Source organism: Pseudomonas citrullilanati, from assembly GCF_030580855.1.
GTDB lineage: Bacteria > Pseudomonadota > Gammaproteobacteria > Pseudomonadales > Pseudomonadaceae > Aquipseudomonas > Aquipseudomonas citrulli.
On record NZ_JAUQOP010000027.1, the window covers coordinates 61,443 to 84,025 of the forward strand.

Here is a 22,583-nt window from a genome sequence, read left to right on the forward strand (position 1 = left end):
TCGCCTCTCACTGTATTTGCCGCCACATGATGCGACGGCTGCCGCCGACGGTTTTTTCCAGCAGGTCGGTGATGCCGCCGCTGGAATCATTCACAACCATGTTGGTGGCCCCGCTGGCACTGACGACGGCGCTCAAGGTCGGGATACCACCGGTGAAAACGACGCCGGCGGAAATCGTATCGAGGTTGCTGAGGGTGCCGTCATTGTTGGTATCGAGCACCGCATAGTTGAGCATCTTACCGTTGAACGCACTCAATTCGATCAGTTTGCCGGTACCGAAGCTGGCGCACGGGTCCGTGGTGTCCACGGCGGCCGTGGTGAACACCACGCGCCCGAGCACCAGGTTGGCCGAGTTGATCACCCGCTCCCCGGTCAATACGTTGTTGTACACCAGGGGCAGGTACCAGCCCTTCTTCGAGGGATACACCACTTCGTTCTGGCTGGTGGTCACGAACTGCCCGGTCGTGCCGGAGAACACCCCCGTGATGGACTGCGCCTGCAGGTTCGCCACGGTGATCTGTCCCCCGCCGCCGGTGGCATCCAGGATCGAATAGAAGCCCTGCAGGTCCTTGTTGAGCTTGTCGGCCGTCTCGTTGAACTTGCCGGTGCCGAAGAACACCTGGGTCCCGCCCTGGGGGTTATCCGCAAGCAGCGGCTGCACGCTGATGGGCTGGGTGGCGCCACCGGGCGCGGTGAACAGCGGCTGGCCAGCGAACGCCAGGCCCCAGGCCGTCGGAGAGGTGCCGCTGAGGTCGAACTTCCACATCCGCCCCTTCAGGTCGCCACCATAGGCCGCCTGCACGACGTTCTGGGAATTGACCCGAAGCTTGACCGAAGACAGGCCGTTATCGGTCTCGCTGCTGTTGACGACGATTTTCCTGATCAGCGAGCCGTCACGGATATCCACCACATACAGCGCCGCCACGCCGCTGTTGCTGCCGTAGCCATTGGAGATGAACGCCGCCCAGCGCCCGTCCGCCAGGCGCGCGACTTCGGGGCGGGCGTAGGCGTAGCCCAGGTCATTGAAGGTATTGGCCGTGTTGGCCACGGCCGGTGCGCTGATTTCCCACAGCGCCCGGTAAACATTACCCGCCGCGGCATCGAACAGTTGCACCGCATAGAACGTCCTGCCCCCGGCGCCGGTGCCGCCCAGGGCGATGGTCTTCCAGGCGGTTCCCGATTGCGCATCGAATACGCCAATCTGCCCATCTACCAGGAATTCGTGACTGACGCCGTTGACGTAGTTGACGTCCGCGATGCCCTCCAGCGACGGCAGCACGCTCGAAGGCATATAGGCATAGCGCCGCGTGCCGTTGGCGCTGTTGATGACGCTGAAGAACCCATCGTTGGCGTTCACCACCAGGCTGCTGCTCATGTTGGTCGCCTTGGTCGCCAGGTAGGTGCTGTAGCTGGTGTCGTTCACCAGGTCCGCGGCGGTCTGGTCATTGGGCGATGCCAGTACCAGTGGCGAGTTGATGATGTCCCCCAGCAGCACGCTGCGCACCTTGAGCCCCGTCTTGTTGACGCCCTTGCTCCATTCCACCAGGTCATTGCCGGTGATGCCCGTGGGCAGGTTCTGGTTGAGAGTGGTTTGCTGGGCCGGGGAAAAGTTGGCGTAGGCCAGGGTCACCGGCGCATTGGTCGCGGTATTCCAGGATTGGTAGATCGGCGCCGTGGCGCTGGGCACGATGGCGGTGTCGGTGGTCCACTGCACCGCTGCCGTATTGACCGTGCCCGCCGACGTGAAGCCGAAGGCGCGGATGGTGCCGCGCCAGTCCTTGGGGTCATAGGTGGTCTGGTAGAAACTGGAGGTGCTGGACAACGAGGCGCCATTGGTGGCGCCACCGCCGCCCGAACCGGCCTTGGAGGTGATGTCGCTCAACGCCGAAGACAGCGCCGAGCTGAGGCCCTCGCTGTCGGTCGCCTGGTAGTACTTGCCAACGCCGTAGCGGGCGGCATCGGACAACATCTGGTTGGTCGCCGTGAAGCCGACGGTGTAGGTATTGAGGTATTGCCGGGGGAAGTCGGCGGCATTCCAGCTCTTGCCGGTGGCGTCGGTGCCGGTGGAGCGCATGTCGATGTCGAAGGCGAACTTGGCGATGTCGTCCAGGTAAAGGGTATCGCCTTCGCCGTCGCCGTTGGGGTTGTCGCCGTCGTTGGTGCTGATCCCGTCCCAGTTCGGTAACCGCGAGCCACCCAGGGGGTCATTGGTGGGGAACGTGCGGTCGTAGGTCGGCAAGCCGTCGGTGATCACCACGCCGAAGTTTTTCTGGCACCGATACTGGATCGGGCTGGTGTAGGTGGTCGGCGTGCTGTTGTAGTACGGCGCCATGCCGCGGAAATAGCGAGTGACCTCGTAATAGCTCTCGGCCAACGGCGTATTCGCGACAGCGCCCAAGGCGTTGATCGCGTTGGTCAACGCCGTGTAGTTGGTGTTGGCCTGGGTCTGGGTGACGCTGCCGGTGACCGGCGACAGGTCGCTGACCGCGCGGGAGATGTAGCCGCCAGGACCGGAGTTGGTGCTGCTGGGCGGGTTGAAGGTGGCAAGGCCGATGCGCAAGGCGCGGTTGTTGGCGACCAGGTCGGTGGACACATCCCGGGCCACGTTGATGCGATAGTCATTGGGGATCGTGCCGGTGGTGAAGTCGCGGTTCGCGCCGTTGGCGAGGGTCAGCAGATAGGACAGGTACTTGGTGGTGTAGCGGGTATCGCCGCCACCCACCGGATCCGGCAACCGCAGGCAGACCCGGCCGAGGATCCCCCGGTAGAAACCGACCCAGCCGCTCGAGCAGCCGCCACGCAACAAGCTCGACAACAGGACATTCCCGTCATCCGGGTCCAACTGCTGGCCGCCGAAGCAACTGCTGCTGGAACTGCAGTTGTAGATAAGCGGGCGCGAAACATCCGGATCGAATCCCGACGCCCAGATAATGTTGTTCATGCTCCCCGAGTCGTCGATCAGCAGCATCACGTTCGGGGCCACCGCGCCGGCGCTCAACAGCGGCGAGTCGGAAGGCGTGAATGCATAGGCCGGGGCCGCCAGGTAAAGGCCGAGCAATGCGCCCCACAAGGCCTGCTTCCAACCGCGCAGCCACTCAATACTTCGCATAGATGCTCTCCACCACGCTGCGCTGGTTGTTCCCCACCACCGCCACCGCCGTGATCCGATACAGGGTTGCCGAAGTATTGCTGGGCACATTGACCGCCGAGAGCGTGGTGCCGATGTTCTGCACGCCATAGAAGCCAGCACCGGCGGCCACCCAGGTCACCCCCGAGGTGGAATTGCGCCCGGCGGCCGTCACGGTGGCCGATTCGGCCGGTGGTGCGCACTGGGTCGCCGTGGTGCAGACCGCCAGCGAATAGGTATCGGCCTGTACCGCGCTCTCGCCCATGCGCAGCGCCGCCTCGGCGATCTGGAACGACTGGTTGCGCAGCATCACGCTGCTGGTCATCTTTTCCTGGAGCGTGGCGCTCTGCATCGATGACAAGCCGATCAGGGTCAGCAACAGCAGGAACACCAGGCTGACCAGCAAGGCCATGCCGCGCTGTCGCTGCTCGCTTGAAGTCGGTTTCATGGGACGGTCCTCACAACAGCCGGTTGCGCAAGGCGGCAACCACGTTGAAGGTCTGGTCGCGCACCGCATTCCTCGGATCGAACAGCGTCAGGGTCAGGCGCACGCTGCGGATCAATGCCGGGTCGGCCGGGTTGCTGGTGTAGCTGGAGGCGGCGATGTCCGACGCGCTGCCGGCCACGCCGAACATCACGTCGAACGCCCGCACGTTGTCCACCAGCACCGACAGGGTCGGCGGATTGGCGGTGCCGCTGCCCAACAGCAATTGGTTGTTGTTGAAGCTGTAGACCAGTCGGCGGATCGGGAAGGCCAACTGTCCCGCCGCTGGCACCCGTGCGTTCGAGTAGGCCGTCGCCGAGGTTCGGCAATCGGAGAGGACGGTCCAGGTCGGCACGCTACCGCCACTCCCAATGTCCGCGGTGACCAGGGTCAACCTTCGGTTGGCATTATCCCAACGGATTGGAGTGGTCTGGCTGGCAGCGAAACTGTTATCCGTTGAGGCATCGATAATGGTCGCCACGCAACCAAACATGCCCACCATGCGAATCTCCTGGACCATCTTGCTCAAGGCAAACCGCGCGTCTTCCTGAATCACCGCGGCGGCATTCTGGCTGACGTAGGTATTTTTGGCGGCAATGAAAATCTGCACGACACCCAGGATGACGATCAGGCTGAGCACCAGGGCAATCATCAATTCAATCAGGCCGAATCCCCGGCACCGGCTGTTCATGGCGCCGTCCCCGGCGGATCGACGGCGACGCGGCTGGTCAGCACGAAGCTGCGCCGCGCGTCGGCCGCGTTGGTGGTATTGGCGGCCCGGGCATCGTCCCAGGAAATGGTGATGGTGTAGACGCGCTGGTTCAGGGCGATCGTGCCCGTGGCGGTGGCGCCGCCGAAGGCGATGATGTTGGTCTTGAAATCGTAGAGGTCCTGGTCCCGCGCCACATTGAGGTTCGGCGCGCTGGGCGGCGTGACGGTGTAGTCGGCGCCGGAGTTGGCGCGAATGCGGTCCAGCAGGTCATAGGCGATGAAACTGGCCTGGCTGGTCATCCGCGAGCTGTCGGTGTACTTGAGGGCGTTGAGCTGGATCATCGCCGCCCCCAGCAGGCCGACGCCGAGAATCAGCACCGCCACCAGCACCTCGATCAGCGTCATGCCCCCCTGTGTGCTTTTACTGCAACCCTTCATCCGCAACTTCCACCCAATACGATTCTTCCATTGAGGCAAACATTCAGCGTCCTGCTCTGCGCCCCTCGCACATAATTGAAAGTCACCGGCGTGGCCGGGGCCGCCAACCCACCGAGGTTGTTGAAATCAATGTTAGTCACGTCTGAGGTTAGCGTCAGAGTCGCGCCGCTGCCCATTGCTGGAACAACCCGCAATACACTGGGCGACGAGCCAGTACTGTCATACACCGTCAGTTCGCTGCTCCAGGCACTCCCTTGGGCCGTGGGGCGAATCCGCGTGGTGATACCACGGTCGATTGCCTCCATCCGGGCAAAGTTCAGCGCCCGGCGCAAGTCGCCAATCTCGGTATCGGCCTTGGTGCTCTGCAGCGAGCCGGTGAATGACGGCACCGCCAGGGTAATCAGGATCAGTAACACGCCAAGCGCCACCAGCACCTCGATCAGCGTGAAACCTTTTGTACGAAGATCCATCGATGCCCTCCGTTGCCGTCGGCTATACCTGCTTTCTAAACGCTAGAACAAACCGCCGCCTGTGGCGAGGGAGCTTGCTCCCGCTGGGGCGCGAAGCGGCCCTCATTTTTTGGGGCGGCTACACAGCACCCTCGCCACAACAAAGCTCTCCAGGGAGGAGACGTCATGTATCAACAAGGCTTCAGCCTGATCGAACTGCTCATGGGACTGGCGATCGCCGCAATTGTTCTGCCGTGGGCCGGCGCTAGCTACAAAGAGCTGATCGAATCCATCGAACGCGAGGACACCGCGCAGTTGCTGATCAGCGGGTTGCGCATTGCCCGCAGCGAAGCTATCACACGTAATCGCAACGTATTGATACAAGGGATAAATAACGATTGGGGCCAGGGTTGGCGGGTCATGCTGGACAACAAGGAGAAAACCTTGCTGATGGAGCGCACAGCAAGCGCTCGCGTGATAGGCAACCAGCCGATGAGACGCAGGGTAAGATTCGGCAACCAGGGAGAAGCACTGTATCCCAGCGGCGCATTCCTGGCTGGCAGGTTGCATGTCTGCGCCAGACACGGACCGTTCAGCCATCATCAAGTGATATTGGCGCCTTCCGGACGTGTCCGCCTGGAAAGCGTCAAAGCCGAAGAGGCGCTGTGCCAGAAAGGACTTAAAGCAAGGAGCGGACGCGCAGCTCTTTTGGCATCGAAAAAGTGATGTTTTCCTCGCGGCCGGCCAGTTCGTCGGCACCAGTGGCGCCCCAGGCCTGCAATTGCTGGATCACTCCACGCACCAGCACCTCGGGCGCCGAAGCACCGGCGGTGATACCGATGCGCTCGACCCCGTCGAACCAACTGCGTTGCATGTCCTCGGCCCCGTCGATCAGGTAGGCCGGCGTGGACATGCGCTCGGCCAGCTCGCGCAAGCGGTTGGAGTTGGAACTGTTCGGGCTGCCGACCACCAGGACCACGTCGCACTCGTTGGCCAGTTGCTTGACCGCGTCCTGGCGATTCTGGGTGGCGTAGCAGATGTCATCCTTGCGCGGCCCGCCAATGGCCGGGAAGCGCGCACGCAGGGCATCGATCACGCGACTGGTATCGTCCATGGACAGCGTGGTCTGGGTCACGAAAGCCAGGCTCTCGGGGTTGCGGACCTGCAAAGCGGCGACGTCGGCCTCGTCCTCGACCAGGTAGATCGCGCCGCCATTGCTGGCATCGTATTGGCCCATGGTGCCTTCGACTTCGGGGTGGCCCTCGTGGCCGATCAGGATGCATTCGCGGCCGTCACGGCTGTAGCGCGCCACTTCGATGTGCACCTTGGTCACCAGCGGGCACGTCGCGTCGAACACCTTCAGGCCACGGCCGGCGGCTTCGGTGCGCACCGCCTGGGAGACTCCGTGGGCGCTGAAGATCACGATGACGTCGTCCGGCACCTGGTCCAGTTCCTCGACAAAGATCGCCCCACGGCTGCGCAGGTCTTCGACGACGAATTTGTTATGGACCACTTCGTGGCGCACATAGATCGGCGGCCCGAAGACTTCCAGGGCGCGGTTGACGATTTCGATCGCCCGGTCCACGCCGGCGCAGAAGCCACGGGGGTTGGCGAGTTTGATTTGCATGCTGTGCCTCGTGTCTTGGGCGCAAGAAATTGAATCAGTGCAATCCGTGTGGGAGCGAGCTTGCTCGCGATGGCGGAGTTTCAGCCAACATCACTGATGAATAATCGACCGCAATCGCGAGCAAGCACGCTCCCACAGTGAATCGAGTGGCGGCAGGAACGGTCCGCCCCCCTTTAAACCGCCTTGACCTCAAGGATTTCCACTTCGAAATTCAAGGTCTTGCCCGCCAGGGGATGGTTGAAGTCCACGGTCACCTGGGCATCATCGAACGCCTTCACCACGCCCGGCAGTTCGGTATTGGCCGCGTCGTTGAAGATCACCAGCAAGCCTTCGGACAATTCCATGTCCTGGAACTGGGAGCGTGGCATGGTCTGTACGTTCTGTGGGTTGGGCTGACCAAAGGCGTTTTCCGGGGCCACGACCACGGTGCGCTTGTCGCCGGCCTTGAAACCGAAGATCGCCGCCTCGAAGCCTGGCAACAGGTTGCCGTCACCGACCTTGAACACGGCCGGGGCCTTGTCGAAGGTGCTGTCGACGGTGTCGCCATTTTCCAGGTGCAGGGCGAAGTGCAGCTTCACTTCGGTGTTTTGAGCGATACGCTGCTCAGTCATGGACGGCTTCTCCGGTTTTCTTGCTCTTGAACATGTCCAGGGCGAGCATGATCGCGCCCACGGTGATGGCGCTGTCGGCAAAGTTGAACGCCGGGAAATACCAGCGGTTCTGCCAATGCACCAGGATGAAATCGATCACGTGGCCGAGGGCAATGCGGTCATAGAGATTGCCCAGGGCGCCACCAAGCACCAGTGCCAGCGCCACCGCCAGCCAGGTTTCATCGCGGCCCAGGCGCTTGAGCCAGACCACCAGCACCGCGCTGACCACGATGGCAATCAGCGCGAACAGCCAGCGTTGCCAGCCCGAACTGTCGGCCAGGAAACTGAACGCCGCGCCGGTGTTGTAGGCCAGGGTCCAGCTGAAGTAGTCAGGGATGACCACGATCTGCTGGTACATGGTCAACGAGCTTTCGAAGTAGAACTTGCTGGCCTGGTCGATGACCAGCACCAGCACGCTCAACCAGAGCCAGCCCAGCCGTCCGAAACGGCCCGCTGCGTTAGGCATAGTGGCGAACCTCACCGGTGCCGCTGATGTTGTCGACACAACGCCCGCAGATTTCCGGATGCTCCGGGTTCACGCCAACGTCTTCACGGCAGTGCCAGCAACGGGCGCACTTGGTGTGGTTCGACTTGACGATCTTGAGCTTCAGGCCGCTGACTTCAGTGGTCACCGCATCGGCCGGCGCCTGCACGAACGGCGCGACGCTGGCGGTGGAGGTGATCAGCACGAAGCGTAGCTCGTTGCCCAGCTTGGCCAGGTCGGCGCCCAGGGCGTCTTCGGTATAGAGGGTCACTTCGGCCTGCAGGTTGCCACCGACGGCCTTGGCCGCGCGCTGGATCTCCATTTCCTTGTTGACCGCGGCCTTGACCGCCATGACACGATCCCAATAGGCACGGTCCAGCTCGAAGCCCTGCGGCAACTCGGTCAGGCCTTCGTACCAGGTGTTGAGCATCACCGATTCATTGCGCTCGCCCGGCAGGTACTGCCACAGCTCGTCGGCGGTGAACGCCAGGATCGGCGCGATCCAGCGCACCAGCGCCTCGCTGATGTGGAACAGCGCGGTCTGGCACGAACGACGCGCCTTGCTGTTGGCGCCGGTGGTGTACTGGCGGTCCTTGATGATGTCGAGGTAGAAACCGCCCAGCTCCTGCACGCAGAAGTTGTGGATCTTCGAGTAGACGTTCCAGAAGCGGTATTCGCCGTAGTGCTCCTGCAATTCGCGTTGCAGCAGCAGGGTACGGTCCACGGCCCAACGGTCCAGGGCCAGCATGTCTTCGGCCGGCAGCAGGTCGGTGGCCGGGTTGAAACCGGTCAGGTTCGACAGCAGGAAGCGCGCGGTGTTGCGGATCCGCCGGTAGGCGTCCGCGCTGCGCTGCAGGATCTGGTCGGACACCGCCATTTCGCCGGAATAGTCGGTGGAGGCCACCCACAGGCGCATGATGTCGGCACCCAGGGTGTCGTTGACCCTCTGTGGCGCGATCACGTTGCCCAGGGACTTGGACATCTTGCGGCCGGCTTCGTCGACGGTGAAGCCGTGGGTCAACAGCTCGCGATACGGCGCATGGTTGTCGATGGCGCAACCGGTCAGCAGCGACGAGTGGAACCAGCCGCGATGCTGGTCCGAACCTTCCAGGTAGAGGTCGGCACGCGGACCGCTCTCATGACCCATCGGATGCGAACCGCGCAGCACGTGCCAGTGGGTGGTGCCGGAGTCGAACCAGACGTCCAGGGTATCGCTGATCTTGTCGTACAGCGGCGCCTCGTCGCCCAACAGCTCGGCGGCATCCATCTTGAACCAGGCTTCGATGCCTTCGACTTCGACGCGCTTGGCCACCTCTTCCATCAGTTCGACGGTGCGCGGGTGCAGCTCGCCGCTTTCCTTGTTCAGGAAGAACGGGATGGGCACGCCCCAGTTGCGCTGGCGGGAGATGCACCAGTCCGGACGGTTGGCGATCATCGAGTGCAGGCGCGCCTGGCCCCAGGCCGGTACGAACCGGGTTTCTTCGATCGCCTTGAGCGAGCGCTGGCGCAGGGTGTCGCCATGGGCAGGCGGCTTGTCCATGCCGATGAACCACTGCGCGGTGGCGCGGTAGATCAGCGGGGTCTTGTGGCGCCAGCAGTGCATGTAGCTGTGTTCGATGACGGTGGTGTGCAGCAACGCGCCGACTTCGGTCAGCTTGTCGACGATGGCCGGGTTGGCCTTCCAGATGAACTGGCCGCCGAAGAACTCCAGCGATGGCACATACACGCCATTGCTCTGGACCGGGTTGAGGATGTCGTCGTTGACCATGCCGTATTTCTTGCAGGTCACGAAGTCGTCGACGCCGTAGGCTGGCGCGGAGTGGACCACGCCGGTGCCGGCGCCCAGCTCCACGTAGTCGGCCAGGTAAACCGGCGACAGGCGGTCATAGAACGGGTGACGGAAGTTGATCAGCTCCAGCGCCGAACCCGGGGCGGTCGCCAGCACCGAGCCTTCGAGGCTGTAGCGGGCCAGGCAGGACTCGACCAGTTCCTCGGCCAGCACCAGCAGCCGGTCGCCGACATCGACCAGGGCGTAGTTGAACTCCGGGTGGACGTTCAGGGCCTGGTTGGCCGGGATGGTCCACGGGGTGGTGGTCCAGATCACGATCGCCGCCGGCTTGCCCAGTTGGCCCAGGCCGAAAGCGGCGGCCAGCTTGTCTTCGTCGGCAATGGGGAACGCCACGTCGATGGTCGACGACTTCTTGTTTTCGTACTCGACTTCCGCCTCGGCCAGGGCCGAACCGCAATCGAAGCACCAGTTCACCGGCTTGAGGCCCTTGAACACGAAGCCACCCTCGACGATTTTCGCCAGGGCACGGATTTCACCGGCTTCGTTCTTGAAATCCATCGTCTTGTACGGGTTGGCGAAATCGCCCAGCACGCCAAGGCGGATGAATTCGGCCTTCTGCCCCTCGATCTGTTCGGTGGCGTAGGCACGGCACAGCTCGCGAGTCTTGTCGGCGCCCAGGTTCTTGCCGTGGGTCACTTCCACCTTGTGCTCGATCGGCAGGCCGTGGCAATCCCAGCCCGGGACATACGGCGCGTCAAAACCCGACAGGGTCTTGGAGCGGACGATCATGTCCTTGAGAATCTTGTTCAGCGCGTGACCGATGTGGATGGTGCCGTTGGCATACGGAGGGCCGTCGTGCAGGACGAACTTCGGACGATCCTTGCCAATTTCGCGCAACTTTCCGTACAGGCCAATGCTGTCCCAACGCTGCAGAATCTGTGGTTCGCGCTGAGGCAGGCCGGCCTTCATAGGGAAGGCGGTGTCCGGAAGGTTTAGCGTGGCTTTATAGTCGGTCATTTAAGGCTCTTCATTAGCGATTGGCGCTGGTTGCGACAAGGGCACGGGCGGCGGCGATATCTGCATGGATCGCCGTCTTGAGCGCCTCCAGAGAGGCAAAACGCTGCTCTTCACGCAGCTTCTGGTGGAAAACCACCGTCAAACGCCGGTCATACAGATCGCCGGCAAAATCCAGAACATGTACTTCGAGGTGGGCCTTGCCATCTCCCTGGACCGTGGGCCGTACGCCGATATTGGCGACACCGGGCCAGGCCTTGCCGTCGATCTCGACGCTCACCAGGAACACCCCGGTCAGCGGTACGCGACGGCGCTTGAGTTGCACGTTGGCGGTCGGCGTGCCCAGTTGGCGCGCCAGTTTCTGCCCGTGCAGGATCCGCCCGGCAATCCGGTACGGGCGGCCGAGCAGACGCTCGGCCAGTTCGAAGTCGGCAGCGGCCAGGGCATTGCGGACCTGGGTACTGCTGACGCGCAAGCCATCGAGCTCGACGGTCTGCGCGGCTTCGACGGTAAAGCCATGGACGCTGCCGGATTGTTGCAGGTACTCGAAATCCCCGGAACGGTCGCAGCCAAAGCGGAAATCATCGCCCACTTCCAGGTGCTTCACGTCGAGGCCGTCCACCAGGATGGTCTCGACGAATTCGGCGGCGCTGAGCTTGCTCAAGCGCTGGTTGAAGGCCAGGCACAAGACCCGGTCGACGCCTTCGCCGGCCAGCAGTTGCAACTTGTCCCGCAACCGGGCCAGGCGGGCCGGCGCGGTGTCCGGGGCGAAGAATTCCCGCGGCTGCGGCTCGAAGATGACCACGCAGCTGGGCACGCCCAATTCCAGCGCACGCTCGCGCAGCCGCGCCAGGATAGCCTGGTGGCCACGGTGGACACCGTCAAAGTTGCCAATAGTGGCGACACAGCCCCGATGCTGGGGGCGCAGGTTGTGGAGGCCTCGAACCAGCTGCATAACGCGCTTCTTGCTCATAAAGTGGCCGATTATAACCACACCCGGCGGCCGACGACAGGCAACACCGTAACCCAAAGTGCTCGAACCGACAAAACCCCTGCCCGGTCCGGGTTGATCGAGGGCCCGCCCTCAGCCCAAGGCCTTGCGATTGAAGTCCCGCAGACGGAATCCCATCAACAGCAACATACCGAAATACGCCACCACACCGGCGACGACCAGCACACCCAGGCGCAGGAAACGCTCGAGCATCTGCCCTTCGCCCCAGGCCGGCATGAAATGCAGCGCCGCCAGCAGCACCGCCGACATCACCGTCACGGCGACCAGCAATTTGAGGGCGAACTTGCCCCAGCCTGGCTGCGGCTGATACATCTTTTGCTTGCGCAGTTGGTAGAACAGCAGCCCGGCATTGAGGCAGGCGCCGGCGCTGATCGCCAGGGCCAGGCCAGCATGGGCCAGCGGGCCGATGAGCAGCAGGTTGAACAACTGGGTCATCACCAGGGTGAAAATGGCGATTTTCACGGGCGTGCGAATGTTCTGCTGGGCGTAGAAGCCCGGCGCCAGCACCTTGATCACGATGATCGCGAGCAGGCCCACCGAATAAGCGATCAGCGCCCGCTGGGTCATCGTCGCGTCGAATGCATTGAACTGGCCATATTGGAACAGCGAGACCGTCAGCGGCTCGGCGAGAATCCCCAGTGCCAGGGCGCAGGGCAAGACCAGCACGAAACACAGGCGCAGGCCCCAGTCGAGGATCCGCGAGTACTCGTGGCGGTCCTGGCTGGCGTAGGTCTTGGCCAGGGTCGGCAGCAGGATGGTCCCCAGGGCGACGCCCAGCACGCCGGACGGCAGCTCCATCAGGCGATCGGCGTAGTACATCCACGACACGGAGCCGGCCACCAGGAACGAGGCGAAAATGGTGTTGATGATCAGCGAGATCTGGCTCACCGACACGCCGAGGATCGCCGGCAGCATCTGCTTCATGACCCGCCACACGCCACTGTCCCGCAGGTTCAGCCGGGGCAGCACCAACATGCCGATCTTTTTCAGGTGTGGCAGCTGGTACAGCAACTGCGCCAGGCCGCCCACCAGCACGGCCCAACCGAGGGCCATCACCGGCGGGTCGAAGTACGGCGTCAGGAACAGCGCGAACACGATCATGCTGACGTTGAGCAAGGTCGGCACGAAGGCCGGGACGGAAAAGCGGTTCCAGGTATTGAGGATCGCGCCGGCCAGGGACGACAGGGAAATCAGCAATATATAGGGGAAGGTCACCCGCAACAGCTCGGAAGTGAGCTGGAATTTTTCCGGGGTATCGGTAAACCCCGGCGCCGTGGCCCAGATGACCCAGGGAGCGGCGAGCATCCCGGCGGCCGTGACCAGCGCCAGCACCAAGGTCAGCAGGCCCGTGACGTAGGCAATGAAGGTGCGGGTCGCCTCGTCGCCCTTCTGGCTTTTGTATTCCGCCAGGATCGGCACGAAGGCCTGGGAGAACGCTCCCTCGGCGAAGATCCGCCGCAGCAGGTTGGGCAGCTTGAAGGCGATGAAGAAGGCGTCGGTGGCCATCCCGGCACCGAATATCCGCGCGATGAGCGTATCGCGCACGAACCCCAGGACACGGGAAAGCATCGTGATAGAGCTGACGGCAGCCAACGATTTGAGCAGATTCATGAAAAGAGTTTTTGCCTGTCGATAAACAGCAGGCGAACAACGCGCCCACTTGTGCGATACTCCGCGCCGCTAAACAGCACAGCGCCAAAGCCCGCGAGTTTACAGGTCGCACGCCGGAAAGAAATCATCCGGTGCGCAGTACCTGCCATTCAGCGGAACGCGTCACCCGCCCTTGACAAGACCTCAACTCATCGGCATGATTCGCGGCCTATTTTGTTTGCTATTTCCTAAAAAGTCTTTCGAGGAGCTCGACGGTGGCCAACTCACCTTCCGCCAAAAAACGTGCAAAACAGGCTGAGAAGCGTCGCAGCCACAACGCCAGCCTGCGTTCCATGGTTCGTACCTACATCAAGAATGTAGTCAAGGCCATCGACGCAAAAGACGCTGAAAAAGCTCAAGCTGCTTACGTTCTGGCTGTGCCAGTTATCGACCGCATGGCCGATAAAGGCATCATCCACAAGAACAAGGCTGCTCGCCATAAGAGCCGCCTGAATGGCCACGTAAAGGCCCTGAACGTTGCCGCTGCTGCCTAAGCGACGCGCTCATTAAAAAACCGACCTCAGGGTCGGTTTTTTATTGTCTGCGATTCGGCAGTCCACACAAGAACACTGTGGGAGCGAGCCTGCTCGCGAACGCGGTAAATCAGCAACAGCGATGCTGACTGACACACCGCCATTCGCGAGCAGGCTCGCTTCCACACAGTTTGCGCCAGGTTATTGGGCCCGAGCCCAGGGCAGGATCGGAATCGCCGTCACCGCATTCTGCGGGCTGCCCTCGATCACGCGGTCGCTGTAGACCAGGTACACCAGTGTGTTGCGCTTCTTGTCGAGAAAACGCACCACCTGCATGGTCTTGAACACCAGTGAGGTCCGCTCCCTGAAGACTTCTTCGCCGTCCTTGAGCTCGCCCTTGAAGCTGATCGGCCCCACCTGGCGACAGGCGATGGAGGCCTCGGCGCGGTCTTCAGCCAGACCCAGGCCGCCCTTCACGCCACCGGTCTTGGCCCGCGACAGGTAGCAGGTCACACCCTCGACCTTGGGATCGTCAAACGCCTCGACCACGATCCGGTCGTTCGGCCCGACAAACTTGAACACGGTGGACACCTGGCCGATTTCCTCGGCCGAAGCCAACAGCGGTACAGCCAGCAGCAAGCCGATCAATCCTTTTGCCAAACCCATGATTTTTCCTTAGACGAGGATCAGGTTGTCACGGTGAACCAGTTCAGGCTCTGCCATGTACCCCAACAGGCCGACAATCGCGTCGGACGATTGGCCAATGATTTTCTGCGCTTCCAGCGCGCTGTAGTTGGCCAGGCCACGGGCGATCTCGCGACCGTCCGGCGCCACGCACACGACCATTTCGCCACGGCGGAAGCTGCCCTGGACCCGCTTCACGCCCACCGGCAGCAAGCTTTTGTTGCCCTGGGACAGGGCCGCGACGGCGCCCGCATCCAGTACCAGGGTGCCACGGGTTTGCAGGTGCCCGGCCAGCCACTGCTTGCGCGCCGCCAGCATGCCGCGCTCAGGGGAGAGCAAGGTGCCGATGCGCTCGCCCGCCTTCAGGCGATCCAGCACCCGCTCCAGCCGCCCGCCGACGATGATAGTGTGAGCCCCGGAGCGCGCCGCCAGGCGCGCGGCTCGCAATTTGGTCTGCATGCCGCCACGGCCGAGTGCGCCGCCTGTACCGCCCGCCACCGCGTCCAGCGACGGATCATCGGCACGGGCTTCGTAGATCAGCTGGGCATCGGGATTGTTGCGCGGATCGGCATCGAACATGCCATCGCGGTCGGTGAGAATCACCAGCAGGTCCGCCTCCACCAGGTTCGCCACCAGCGCCGCCAGGGTGTCGTTGTCGCCAAAACGGATTTCATCGGTGACGACCGTGTCGTTCTCGTTGATCACCGGGATGACCTTGAGCTCCACCAGCGCGCGCAGGGTGCTACGGGCATTGAGGTAGCGTTTGCGGTCCGACAGGTCGTCATGGGTCAGCAGGATCTGCGCCGTGTGGCGACCGTGCTCGGCAAAGCTCGACTCCCAGGCCTGCACCAGGCCCATCTGGCCGATGGCGGCGGCAGCCTGCAATTCGTGCATCGCGCTGGGTCGCGACGTCCAGCCCAGGCGGCTCATACCGGCCGCCACCGCCCCCGAAGAGACCAGCACCAGCTCGACGCCAGCCTCATGCAAGGCCACCATCTGCTCGACCCACACCGCCATCGCCTGGCGATCCAGCCCCTTGCCATCCGCCGTCAGCAGTGCGCTGCCGATCTTCACGACCCAGCGCTGCGCACCCGTCACCTTGCTCCGCATCATCTTCAACCTTTGCCAGCGAACGGCGCGACCCAGCGCCGCCCATGGGATTATTCGTATTTGCGTTCTACAGATACCAAAACGCCGCTCGAATGAGCGGCGCCTTGGAAACCGGCTTGGCTGCGATGATAACACCGCGCCGAAACACTTGAACCTGCCCCCGGGAATCCTTGGGGGGATCAGCCTGTGGGAGCAAAGCTCCCACAGGTTTTGCAGCTTAACTGACGAACATTTCAGGATCAGTCGCGAACGTAGATGATTTCCGGACCGTCATCGTCATCCACGTCTTCTTCGTCCCAATCATCCTCGCCAATGTCATGGACCGACTTCACGCCGCTACGGCGCAGGGCACGCTGGTCATCCAGGGCCTGCAACTGGGCACGGGCCTCATCCTCGATACGCTGGTCGAGCTCAGCCAACTCTTCCTTGTAGGCCGGGTCGTTGGCCAGGCGATCGGCGCGATCTTCCAGGTAGCGCATGATGTCGTGGCACAGGCGTTCGGTGCCTTCTTTGGCAATGGCCGAGATCACATAGACCGGCCCCTCCCATTCCAGGCGCTCGACGATTTCCTTGACCCGCTCCTCGTGCTCCTCTTCGAGAATCTGGTCGCACTTGTTCAGCACCAGCCACCGATCACGCTCGGCCAAAGCCGGACTGAACTTGGCCAGCTCGCTGACAATGACTTCGGCCGCATCGGCCGCACTGCTTTCGTCCAGCGGCGCCATGTCCACGAGGTGCAGCAGCAGACGGGTCCGGGACAAGTGCTTGAGGAAGCGAATCCCCAGGCCGGCACCCTCGGAAGCACCTTCGATCAGCCCCGGGATGTCCGCGACCACGAAGCTTTTCCAGCGATCGACGCTGACCACGCCCAGGTTCGGCACCAGCGTGGTGAACGGATAGTCGGCGACTTTCGGCTTGGCCGCCGACACCGAGCGAATGAATGTGCTTTTGCCTGCGTTCGGCAGGCCCAACAGGCCCACATCGGCCAGCACCTTCATCTCCAGCTTCAGGTCACGCTGCTCGCCCGGCTTGCCTGGCGTGGTCTGGCGCGGCGCACGGTTGGTACTGGACTTGAAACGGGTGTTACCCAGGCCGTGCCAGCCGCCATGCGCCACCAGCAGGCGCTGGCCAGGCTTGGTCAGGTCGCCGATCACTTCCTGGGTCGCCGAGTCGATCACCGTGGTGCCGACCGGCACGCGCAGGACCAGATCCTCACCCTTCTTGCCGGTGCAGTCGGTGCTGCCGCCGTTGGAACCGCGCTCGGCATCGAAGTGCCGGGTGTAACGGTAGTCCACCAGGGTGTTGAGGTTTTCGTCGGCGAGCATGAAGATCGAGCCGCCGTCGCCGCCGTCACCCCCGTTCGGGCCACCGTTTTCAATGAATTTTTCCCGACGGAAACTCATGCAGCCATTGCCGCCGTCGCCGGCCTTTACTCGAATCGATACTTCATCAACAAACTTCATGACACACGCCTCTCGCCATACGGACGAGCCGAAAAAAACAAGACATAAGACTCTTGCAAAAATGAACGCTGCGACCCGATCACGCGCCCGGTTGCGGCACCGCCAGCCCACACAAACAGCTTTGCAAGAGACTCACCCCACAAACGAAAAAGCCCCGTCGCAAGACAGGGCTTCTCCAGCGGTCTCGCAATTAAGCTGCGATAACGCTTACGTAACGACGACCGAAGGCGCCTTTTACTTCGAACTTGATCACGCCTTCGACTTTAGCGAAGAGGGTGTGATCCTTGCCCATGCCCACGCCGTAGCCAGCGTGGAATTGGGTGCCGCGCTGACGCACGATGATGTTGCCTGCCTTGATAGCCTGGCCGCCATACATCTTCACGCCAAGGCGTTTGGCTTCTGAGTCGCGACCGTTACGGGTACTACCACCAGCTTTTTTGTGTGCCATGAGTTCAATTCTCCTAGTGAGGAATTAGGCTGGAATTAAGCCTGAATACCGGTGATTTTGATCTCGGTGTACCACTGGCGGTGGCCCATACGCTTCATGTGGTGCTTACGACGACGGAACTTGATGATGCGGACTTTATCGTGACGACCTTGGGAGATCACTTCAGCCACAACGGTAGCGCCAGCAACGACTGGAGCGCCGATATTCACGTCATCGCCATTGGCGACCAACAGAACGCGATCAAAAGTCACGGATTCGCCAGTGGCGATTTCCAGTTTTTCGATCTTCAGGTATTCACCTGGGGCGACCTTGTATTGCTTGCCACCAGTAACGATTACTGCATACGACATGGTATTTCTCCGATAATCCTGCTCACCCAGCGCTTTATAAGAAGAGGTATTGGCTGGCATGGCTGCATGGGCTGGAAGGCCCGGATGCAATTGCGTAAGGCAGGTGCTGCCCAGGAAGTTCAGGGTGCGCGATTGTACGCAAGCCGGCAGCCCCTTGCAAGTGGCCATCCATCGCGCCTTGACACCTGCGGACGTGGGTCCTAGCATGCCGCGCAACCCTTCTGGAGCACCTGTCGCTGATGCAACCCCAAGCTTTCTACCGCGCGGTGGCGGACGATTTTAGCGCCGTCGACGGCATCATCAAGAAGCAGCTGACTTCCCGAGTGCCTCTGGTATCGAAAATCGGTGATTACATCACTTCAGCCGGTGGCAAGCGCCTGCGTCCTTTATTGGTGCTCCTGTGTGGCAAGGCCCTGGGTCGCGAAGGCGACGACATGCGCCTGCTGGCCGCCACCATCGAATTCCTGCACACCGCCACCCTCTTGCATGACGACGTGGTCGACATGTCCGGCATGCGCCGTGGCCGCTCGACCGCCAACGCCATGTGGGGCAACGCCCCGAGCGTGCTGGTGGGCGATTTCCTGTACTCGCGCTCGTTCGAAATGATGGTCGAGCTGGGCTCGATGCCGGTGATGAAGATCCTGTCCCAGGCCACCCGCATCATCGCCGAAGGCGAGGTATTGCAGCTGTCCAAGGTACGCGACGCCAGCACAACGGAAGAAACCTACATGGAGGTCATCCGCGGCAAGACGGCGATGCTCTTCGAGGCCTCGACCCACAGTGCCGCCGCCCTGGCCGGCGCCAGCGCCGAGCAGAGCGAAGCGCTGCGCACCTTTGGCGACCACCTGGGCGTGGCCTTCCAACTGGTGGACGACCTGCTGGACTACAAGGGCGACGCCGAAACCCTGGGCAAGAACGTCGGTGACGACCTCGCCGAAGGCAAGCCGACCCTGCCACTGATCTACACCATGCGCGAAGGCACGCCCGAACAGGCGGCACTGGTGCGCCAGGCGATCCAGAAAGGCGGGATCGAAGACCTGGAAAGCATTCGCGCTGCGGTCGAAGCCTCCGGCTCGCTGGACTACACCGCGAAACTGGCCCGGGACTACGTCGCCCGCGCGATCAAATGCCTCGACGCCCTGCCGGCCAGCGAATACCGCGATGCGCTGGTGGAACTGAGCGAGTTTGCGGTGGCGCGTACCCACTGACCCACAGGGCTTTTGTGGGAGCAAGGCTTGCGCCCACAAATCCCCTCGCCACAGGGCCTGTGAACGCCCATTTCAGCCACAAAACCCTATACAATGTGCGCCCTTTAGCCCTCCTGATACCAAGGAACCTTAGTGAGCACGTTGCCTCCCTGCCCGAAATGCAATTCCGAATACACCTACGAAGACGGCGCCCAGCTGGTCTGCCCTGAGTGCGCCCACGAATGGTCCGCCAGCGGCGAGGTCGAGACGGCGTCCGACACCACCGTGAAGAAGGATTCGGTCGGCAACGTCCTGCAGGACGGCGACACCATCACCGTGATCAAGGACCTCAAGGTCAAGGGCACCTCACTGGTGGTCAAGGTCGGCACCAAGGTCAAGAACATCCGCCTGTGCGAGGGCGACCACGACATCGACTGCAAGATCGACGGCATCGGCCCGATGAAACTCAAATCCGAGTTCGTCAGGAAAGTCTGAGCCTGCCGTACACCATCCCGCGCCCCAGCGTGGGATGGTGCTTCCTTTCCCATCGCGCCTCGCCTTTGCGCGCACGAGCCCTGCGCCAACGACCGGAGCCTGGCTACCCGCCGTCAGAAAACAAACCGCAATACCAATAGGGACTTGCTATTTAGCGAATAAGAATTATTCTCATCGAATCCATCAAGGAGATGAGAACCATGACTTATTTGATCGACGCGTGGCTGGATCGCCCGCACCCCTACCTCAGGATCCTGCATCGGGAAACCGGGGAAGTCTGCGCAGTGCTTGAAGAAGAAGCCTTGAACGAACTGCAGGACCAGGGTGACCTGGACCTCAACAGCCTCAACTCCAGCGAACCGCTGGTGCTCAAGGAACTGGTGCGCAATCTGTTCCTGTTCTGCTATGCCAGGGCATTGCGCCCGACGGGGGATTTCAGCGGCAGGTTCCATGGATGAGCACACAGAACCTGTGGGAGCGAGCTCGCTCGCGATGGCGGTGTGTCAGCCACGAGAATGTCGACTGACTGTCCGCTTTCGCGAGCAAGCTCGCTCCCAAAGTTTTTTGTCCGTCAGTAAAACCGGACAGGGTCTTACAGAACGTCCAGCAGCTCGACGTCGAACACCAGTACGCTGTGCGGCGGGATGCTGCCAACGCCTTGAGCGCCGTAGGCCAGTTCGCTCGGCACGTACAAACGCCATTTGCTGCCGGCGTTCATCAGTTGCAGCGCTTCGGTCCAGCCTGGGATGACGCCGCCCACCGGGAATTCGGCAGGCTGGCCACGATCGTAGGAGCTGTCGAACACCGTGCCATCGATCAGGGTACCGTGGTAGTGGGTACGTACCTGGTCTTCACGGGTCGGCTTGGCGCCTTCGCCCTGGGTCAACACTTCAAACTGCAGGCCCGAAGCCAGGGTGGTGATGCCTTCGCGCTTGGCGTTTTCGGCCAGGAACGCACGCCCTTCGCCCGCCGCGGCTTCAGCCTTGGCAGCCGCTTCGGCTTGCATGATTTCGCGGATGACCTTGAAGCTGGCGGACATTTCTTCCTGGCCCACACGGCTTGGCTTGCCGGCGAAGGCGTCGGTCAGGCCGGCCAGGATCGCGTCCAGGCTGACACCCGGTGGCGGGTTGTCGCGCAGTTGGTCGCCCAACTGACGGCCAATGCCGTAGCTGACGCGGGTTTCGTCGGTGGACAGGTTAACTTCGGACATGGTGCTGCTCCGCTGTGCGGACGGCCGGGAATGGCCATGGATGACACGGCGTTTCCCGGAGCGCCCGGAACCAAAAGGGCGAGCAGACTAGCACAGATGCCGGGGCGGATGACCAACCCCCACGCCAAAGCACCTCGCCGAAAACGACAACGCCCGCCTGTTTTTCAACAGGCGGGCGTTGCGCCGGCAGGAGGCACGCGCCTCAGTGCTTGGTCAGTTTATCCAGGTAACCCATGGCAAACGCCGAGACCACGAAGGTCATGTGGATGATCACGTACCACATCAGGTGCTCGGGATCGACGTTCTTGGCGTCCATGAAGATGCGCAGCAGGTGGATCGAGGAAATGGCCACGATCGAAGCGGCCACTTTCATCTTCAGCGAGGAAGAGTCCATGGTGCCCAGCCAGTTGAGCTTTTCCTTGTCGGAGTCGATGTCCAGTTGCGAGACGAAGTTCTCGTAGCCGGAAATCATCACCATCACCAGCAGGCCGCCCACCAGCGCCATGTCGATCAGTGACAGCAGCACCAGGATCAGGTCGGACTCGGCCATGGAAAACACGTTGGGAATGACGTGGAAGACTTCCTGGAAGAATTTCAGCGCCAGCGCCAGCAAGCCCAGGGACAGCCCGAAGTAGATCGGCGCCAGCAGCCAACGGGAGGCGTACATTGCATTTTCGATAAAGCGTTCCATTGAGTCTCACACCAGGGCTGAAAAATCGCGGCGAGTATATCAGCCACGCGCAGCCCTACAAACGCCAGCCCCGTCCCCAGGCCTGGCGCGACAATCAACGCGTGTGAGGTGAAGACCCTCAATGCAGCGGGCGAAACTCGAAACCGCCAATGTTGCGACACCGCCCGCCATTGATCTCACGCAGCTGGGCCTGCATGTGCAGGCACCAGATCTGCGGATCGTTGGCCAGTTCATAGCCGTGCAACGTCAGGCTCTGGACGATGGTGTCGAGAAGGGTCTCGGCGGCGTTCGGGCCGGCGAACGGGCCCTGGGCCTTGATGGCGGAAGGTTGTTCGCCGGCCATTCCAGCGGCGAAGAGCAAGGTCCACATACCGGTATCTCCCGCCAGCGGGCGGATGGCGCATTCGATACGGGTCACAAGGCCCAGGCATTGACGAGTGAGGCAAAGGTTGCGCGACATGGCGGCGCCCCTCGGTAGATCCGGTATTCAGCCCCGGGACGAGGCTGTTTCGATCCAATGATGGCTCTCGTTATCCTTGAGCTGAGGATAGAAGAAAAGTTCCGGCCACAAAGGGTTTCGAGACCAGAATGCGCCGAGCGGTCACAGTGTGAATATTGACGCCAAAGTGGCGGCGTTTCTTGCGAAATAATCCACAAATAAATGTGGGAGCCAACTGTCTTTCACCCCCACCCGACCCGCGGTCGTCTTTTGGGTGCTATCGCGGCCTCAGATGGCCCCCTCCGAGGGCCTCAAGCGGTTTGATCCCGCCACGGCGTGCCGTCGCGCACCATCGCGTTGAGCCGGACCAGCAATACCCGCATACACGCCACCAGGGCCACTTTTGCGCACTTGCCCTTGGCGCGCAGCCTGGCATAGCGGGCTTTGAAATCAGCGTTGTAGCGGACCATGACCAACGCACACATATAGGCTGCGCGGCGCAATCTTCTGCGCCCACCGTAGATATGGCGTTTGCCGGTTTTCACGCCGCTGTCATTATTGAACGGCGCCACCCCAGCCAACGCAGCCACCTGCGCGC

At 62.1% G+C, this 22,583-nt stretch carries 25 protein-coding genes; 5 read left to right on the forward strand and 20 right to left on the reverse strand.

Annotated features, from left to right (window positions below; all coding sequences use genetic code 11):
* Positions 1–7: 7 nt before the first annotated feature.
* Genes Q6A48_RS17810 through Q6A48_RS17830 form a run of 5 tightly spaced genes read right to left on the reverse strand, consistent with a single transcriptional unit; the run spans position 8 to position 5,230 of the window.
* Positions 8–3,109 (reverse strand): pilus assembly protein, encoded by a 3,102-nt coding sequence (locus tag Q6A48_RS17810; RefSeq protein WP_304555481.1) that lies wholly within the window; start codon positions 3,107–3,109, stop codon positions 8–10.
* Entirely contained in the window at positions 3,096–3,575 is a 480-nt protein-coding gene (locus Q6A48_RS17815) for a pilus assembly PilX family protein (RefSeq protein WP_304555483.1), read from the reverse strand. Before Q6A48_RS17815 ends, Q6A48_RS17810 begins: the two co-directional genes overlap by 14 nt.
* Before the next feature lie 10 nt (positions 3,576–3,585).
* The gene (locus Q6A48_RS17820; protein ID WP_304555485.1) at positions 3,586–4,302 is read right to left on the reverse strand and encodes a PilW family protein; all 717 of its coding nucleotides are present in this window, start codon (positions 4,300–4,302) and stop codon (positions 3,586–3,588) included.
* On the reverse strand, positions 4,299–4,760 hold the full coding sequence (pilV, locus tag Q6A48_RS17825) for a type IV pilus modification protein PilV (protein WP_304555487.1): 462 nt from the start codon (positions 4,758–4,760) through the stop codon (positions 4,299–4,301). Before pilV ends, Q6A48_RS17820 begins: the two co-directional genes overlap by 4 nt.
* Positions 4,757–5,230 carry a GspH/FimT family pseudopilin gene (locus Q6A48_RS17830; RefSeq protein ID WP_304555489.1) on the reverse strand — a complete coding sequence of 158 codons (474 nt, stop codon included), beginning with the start codon at positions 5,228–5,230 and terminating at the stop codon, positions 4,757–4,759. Before Q6A48_RS17830 ends, pilV begins: the two co-directional genes overlap by 4 nt.
* Before the next feature lie 165 nt (positions 5,231–5,395).
* On the opposite strand from Q6A48_RS17830, the gene Q6A48_RS17835 reads away from it, so the two are divergent.
* The gene (locus Q6A48_RS17835) at positions 5,396–5,935 is read left to right on the forward strand and encodes a GspH/FimT family pseudopilin (protein ID WP_304555490.1); all 540 of its coding nucleotides are present in this window, start codon (positions 5,396–5,398) and stop codon (positions 5,933–5,935) included.
* Here Q6A48_RS17835 and ispH read toward each other — a convergent pair.
* The 6 genes from ispH to murJ all read right to left on the reverse strand — a co-directional run bounded on the left by ispH (position 5,889) and on the right by murJ (position 13,396).
* Positions 5,889–6,836: a 4-hydroxy-3-methylbut-2-enyl diphosphate reductase gene (ispH, locus tag Q6A48_RS17840; protein ID WP_245140985.1), complete on the reverse strand. Its 948-nt coding sequence runs from the start codon at positions 6,834–6,836 to the stop codon at positions 5,889–5,891. The two genes, Q6A48_RS17835 and ispH, sit on opposite strands and share 47 nt — an antisense overlap.
* Before the next feature lie 173 nt (positions 6,837–7,009).
* Positions 7,010–7,447: an FKBP-type peptidyl-prolyl cis-trans isomerase gene (gene fkpB / locus Q6A48_RS17845; protein WP_304555491.1), complete on the reverse strand. Its 438-nt coding sequence runs from the start codon at positions 7,445–7,447 to the stop codon at positions 7,010–7,012.
* Positions 7,440–7,952: a signal peptidase II gene (gene lspA / locus Q6A48_RS17850; RefSeq protein ID WP_042730788.1), complete on the reverse strand. Its 513-nt coding sequence runs from the start codon at positions 7,950–7,952 to the stop codon at positions 7,440–7,442. Before lspA ends, fkpB begins: the two co-directional genes overlap by 8 nt.
* Positions 7,945–10,776, reverse strand: coding sequence for an isoleucine--tRNA ligase (gene ileS / locus Q6A48_RS17855; protein ID WP_304555493.1), 2,832 nt, complete (start codon positions 10,774–10,776; stop codon positions 7,945–7,947). Before ileS ends, lspA begins: the two co-directional genes overlap by 8 nt.
* A 13-nt stretch (positions 10,777–10,789) precedes the next feature.
* Positions 10,790–11,728: a bifunctional riboflavin kinase/FAD synthetase gene (ribF, locus tag Q6A48_RS17860; protein WP_304555494.1), complete on the reverse strand. Its 939-nt coding sequence runs from the start codon at positions 11,726–11,728 to the stop codon at positions 10,790–10,792.
* A 129-nt stretch (positions 11,729–11,857) separates the two neighbouring features.
* Positions 11,858–13,396 carry a murein biosynthesis integral membrane protein MurJ gene (murJ, locus tag Q6A48_RS17865; RefSeq protein WP_304555496.1) on the reverse strand — a complete coding sequence of 513 codons (1,539 nt, stop codon included), beginning with the start codon at positions 13,394–13,396 and terminating at the stop codon, positions 11,858–11,860.
* A 254-nt stretch (positions 13,397–13,650) separates the two neighbouring features.
* On the opposite strand from murJ, the gene rpsT reads away from it, so the two are divergent.
* Complete coding sequence (rpsT, locus tag Q6A48_RS17870; protein ID WP_020798646.1) at positions 13,651–13,929, forward strand: 30S ribosomal protein S20; 279 nt, start codon at positions 13,651–13,653, stop codon at positions 13,927–13,929.
* Between the two features lie 180 nt (positions 13,930–14,109).
* Here the strand turns inward: rpsT and Q6A48_RS17875 are convergent, their stop codons facing one another.
* The 5 genes from Q6A48_RS17875 to rplU all read right to left on the reverse strand — a co-directional run bounded on the left by Q6A48_RS17875 (position 14,110) and on the right by rplU (position 17,963).
* Positions 14,110–14,574 carry a CreA family protein gene (locus Q6A48_RS17875; RefSeq protein WP_092333959.1) on the reverse strand — a complete coding sequence of 155 codons (465 nt, stop codon included), beginning with the start codon at positions 14,572–14,574 and terminating at the stop codon, positions 14,110–14,112.
* A gap of 9 nt (positions 14,575–14,583) precedes the next feature.
* A complete protein-coding gene (proB, locus tag Q6A48_RS17880) occupies positions 14,584–15,702 on the reverse strand; it encodes a glutamate 5-kinase (RefSeq protein ID WP_304555505.1) in 1,119 nt (372 codons plus the stop codon).
* A 239-nt stretch (positions 15,703–15,941) separates the two neighbouring features.
* Complete coding sequence (gene cgtA / locus Q6A48_RS17885) at positions 15,942–17,165, reverse strand: Obg family GTPase CgtA (RefSeq protein ID WP_304555498.1); 1,224 nt, start codon at positions 17,163–17,165, stop codon at positions 15,942–15,944.
* A 190-nt stretch (positions 17,166–17,355) separates the two neighbouring features.
* Positions 17,356–17,613 carry a 50S ribosomal protein L27 gene (gene rpmA / locus Q6A48_RS17890; RefSeq protein WP_003205738.1) on the reverse strand — a complete coding sequence of 86 codons (258 nt, stop codon included), beginning with the start codon at positions 17,611–17,613 and terminating at the stop codon, positions 17,356–17,358.
* A 35-nt stretch (positions 17,614–17,648) separates the two neighbouring features.
* The gene (gene rplU / locus Q6A48_RS17895; RefSeq protein WP_003176051.1) at positions 17,649–17,963 is read right to left on the reverse strand and encodes a 50S ribosomal protein L21; all 315 of its coding nucleotides are present in this window, start codon (positions 17,961–17,963) and stop codon (positions 17,649–17,651) included.
* Positions 17,964–18,202: 239 nt separating this feature from the next.
* Between rplU and Q6A48_RS17900 the strand changes: the two genes are divergently transcribed.
* From Q6A48_RS17900 to Q6A48_RS17910, 3 genes are all read left to right on the forward strand, one after another.
* Complete coding sequence (locus tag Q6A48_RS17900; protein ID WP_109756389.1) at positions 18,203–19,171, forward strand: polyprenyl synthetase family protein; 969 nt, start codon at positions 18,203–18,205, stop codon at positions 19,169–19,171.
* Positions 19,172–19,303: 132 nt separating this feature from the next.
* A complete protein-coding gene (locus tag Q6A48_RS17905) occupies positions 19,304–19,645 on the forward strand; it encodes a zinc ribbon domain-containing protein YjdM (RefSeq protein WP_304555500.1) in 342 nt (113 codons plus the stop codon).
* A 200-nt stretch (positions 19,646–19,845) separates the two neighbouring features.
* Positions 19,846–20,103, forward strand: coding sequence for a PA4570 family protein (locus Q6A48_RS17910; RefSeq protein WP_003205743.1), 258 nt, complete (start codon positions 19,846–19,848; stop codon positions 20,101–20,103).
* A 134-nt stretch (positions 20,104–20,237) separates the two neighbouring features.
* Here the strand turns inward: Q6A48_RS17910 and bamJ are convergent, their stop codons facing one another.
* The 4 genes from bamJ to Q6A48_RS17930 form a co-directional block, all read right to left on the reverse strand.
* Positions 20,238–20,855, reverse strand: a complete 618-nt coding sequence (gene bamJ / locus Q6A48_RS17915) for a BamJ family beta-barrel-assembly machinery protein (protein ID WP_042731943.1) — start codon at positions 20,853–20,855, stop codon at positions 20,238–20,240.
* A 202-nt stretch (positions 20,856–21,057) separates the two neighbouring features.
* Complete coding sequence (locus tag Q6A48_RS17920; RefSeq protein WP_042731944.1) at positions 21,058–21,546, reverse strand: TIGR00645 family protein; 489 nt, start codon at positions 21,544–21,546, stop codon at positions 21,058–21,060.
* Positions 21,547–21,664: 118 nt separating this feature from the next.
* Complete coding sequence (locus Q6A48_RS17925) at positions 21,665–22,006, reverse strand: PA4575 family protein (protein WP_304555501.1); 342 nt, start codon at positions 22,004–22,006, stop codon at positions 21,665–21,667.
* Between the two features lie 290 nt (positions 22,007–22,296).
* On the reverse strand, positions 22,297–22,583 hold a 287-nt coding region (locus tag Q6A48_RS17930; protein WP_304555502.1), incomplete at its 5' end, for a transposase.

Excerpts from the sequence above, each read along its gene's own strand:
- Q6A48_RS17810 (WP_304555481.1), bottom strand. The coding sequence starts at position 3,109 with ATGCGAAGTATTGAGTGGCTGCGCGGTTGGAAGCAGGCCTTGTGGGGC.
- Q6A48_RS17815 (WP_304555483.1), bottom strand. The coding sequence starts at position 3,575 with ATGAAACCGACTTCAAGCGAGCAGCGACAGCGCGGCATGGCCTTGCTG.
- Q6A48_RS17820 (WP_304555485.1), bottom strand. The coding sequence starts at position 4,302 with ATGAACAGCCGGTGCCGGGGATTCGGCCTGATTGAATTGATGATTGCC.
- pilV (WP_304555487.1), bottom strand. The coding sequence starts at position 4,760 with ATGAAGGGTTGCAGTAAAAGCACACAGGGGGGCATGACGCTGATCGAG.
- Q6A48_RS17830 (WP_304555489.1), bottom strand. The coding sequence starts at position 5,230 with ATGGATCTTCGTACAAAAGGTTTCACGCTGATCGAGGTGCTGGTGGCG.
- Q6A48_RS17835 (WP_304555490.1), top strand. The coding sequence starts at position 5,396 with ATGTATCAACAAGGCTTCAGCCTGATCGAACTGCTCATGGGACTGGCG.
- ispH (WP_245140985.1), bottom strand. The coding sequence starts at position 6,836 with ATGCAAATCAAACTCGCCAACCCCCGTGGCTTCTGCGCCGGCGTGGAC.
- fkpB (WP_304555491.1), bottom strand. The coding sequence starts at position 7,447 with ATGACTGAGCAGCGTATCGCTCAAAACACCGAAGTGAAGCTGCACTTC.
- lspA (WP_042730788.1), bottom strand. The coding sequence starts at position 7,952 with ATGCCTAACGCAGCGGGCCGTTTCGGACGGCTGGGCTGGCTCTGGTTG.
- ileS (WP_304555493.1), bottom strand. The coding sequence starts at position 10,776 with ATGACCGACTATAAAGCCACGCTAAACCTTCCGGACACCGCCTTCCCT.
- ribF (WP_304555494.1), bottom strand. The coding sequence starts at position 11,728 with ATGCAGCTGGTTCGAGGCCTCCACAACCTGCGCCCCCAGCATCGGGGC.
- murJ (WP_304555496.1), bottom strand. The coding sequence starts at position 13,396 with ATGAATCTGCTCAAATCGTTGGCTGCCGTCAGCTCTATCACGATGCTT.
- Q6A48_RS17875 (WP_092333959.1), bottom strand. The coding sequence starts at position 14,574 with ATGGGTTTGGCAAAAGGATTGATCGGCTTGCTGCTGGCTGTACCGCTG.
- proB (WP_304555505.1), bottom strand. The coding sequence starts at position 15,702 with ATGCGGAGCAAGGTGACGGGTGCGCAGCGCTGGGTCGTGAAGATCGGC.
- cgtA (WP_304555498.1), bottom strand. The coding sequence starts at position 17,165 with ATGAAGTTTGTTGATGAAGTATCGATTCGAGTAAAGGCCGGCGACGGC.
- rpmA (WP_003205738.1), bottom strand. The coding sequence starts at position 17,613 with ATGGCACACAAAAAAGCTGGTGGTAGTACCCGTAACGGTCGCGACTCA.
- rplU (WP_003176051.1), bottom strand. The coding sequence starts at position 17,963 with ATGTCGTATGCAGTAATCGTTACTGGTGGCAAGCAATACAAGGTCGCC.
- Q6A48_RS17900 (WP_109756389.1), top strand. The coding sequence starts at position 18,203 with ATGCAACCCCAAGCTTTCTACCGCGCGGTGGCGGACGATTTTAGCGCC.
- Q6A48_RS17910 (WP_003205743.1), top strand. The coding sequence starts at position 19,846 with ATGACTTATTTGATCGACGCGTGGCTGGATCGCCCGCACCCCTACCTC.
- bamJ (WP_042731943.1), bottom strand. The coding sequence starts at position 20,855 with ATGTCCGAAGTTAACCTGTCCACCGACGAAACCCGCGTCAGCTACGGC.
- Q6A48_RS17920 (WP_042731944.1), bottom strand. The coding sequence starts at position 21,546 with ATGGAACGCTTTATCGAAAATGCAATGTACGCCTCCCGTTGGCTGCTG.
- Q6A48_RS17925 (WP_304555501.1), bottom strand. The coding sequence starts at position 22,006 with ATGTCGCGCAACCTTTGCCTCACTCGTCAATGCCTGGGCCTTGTGACC.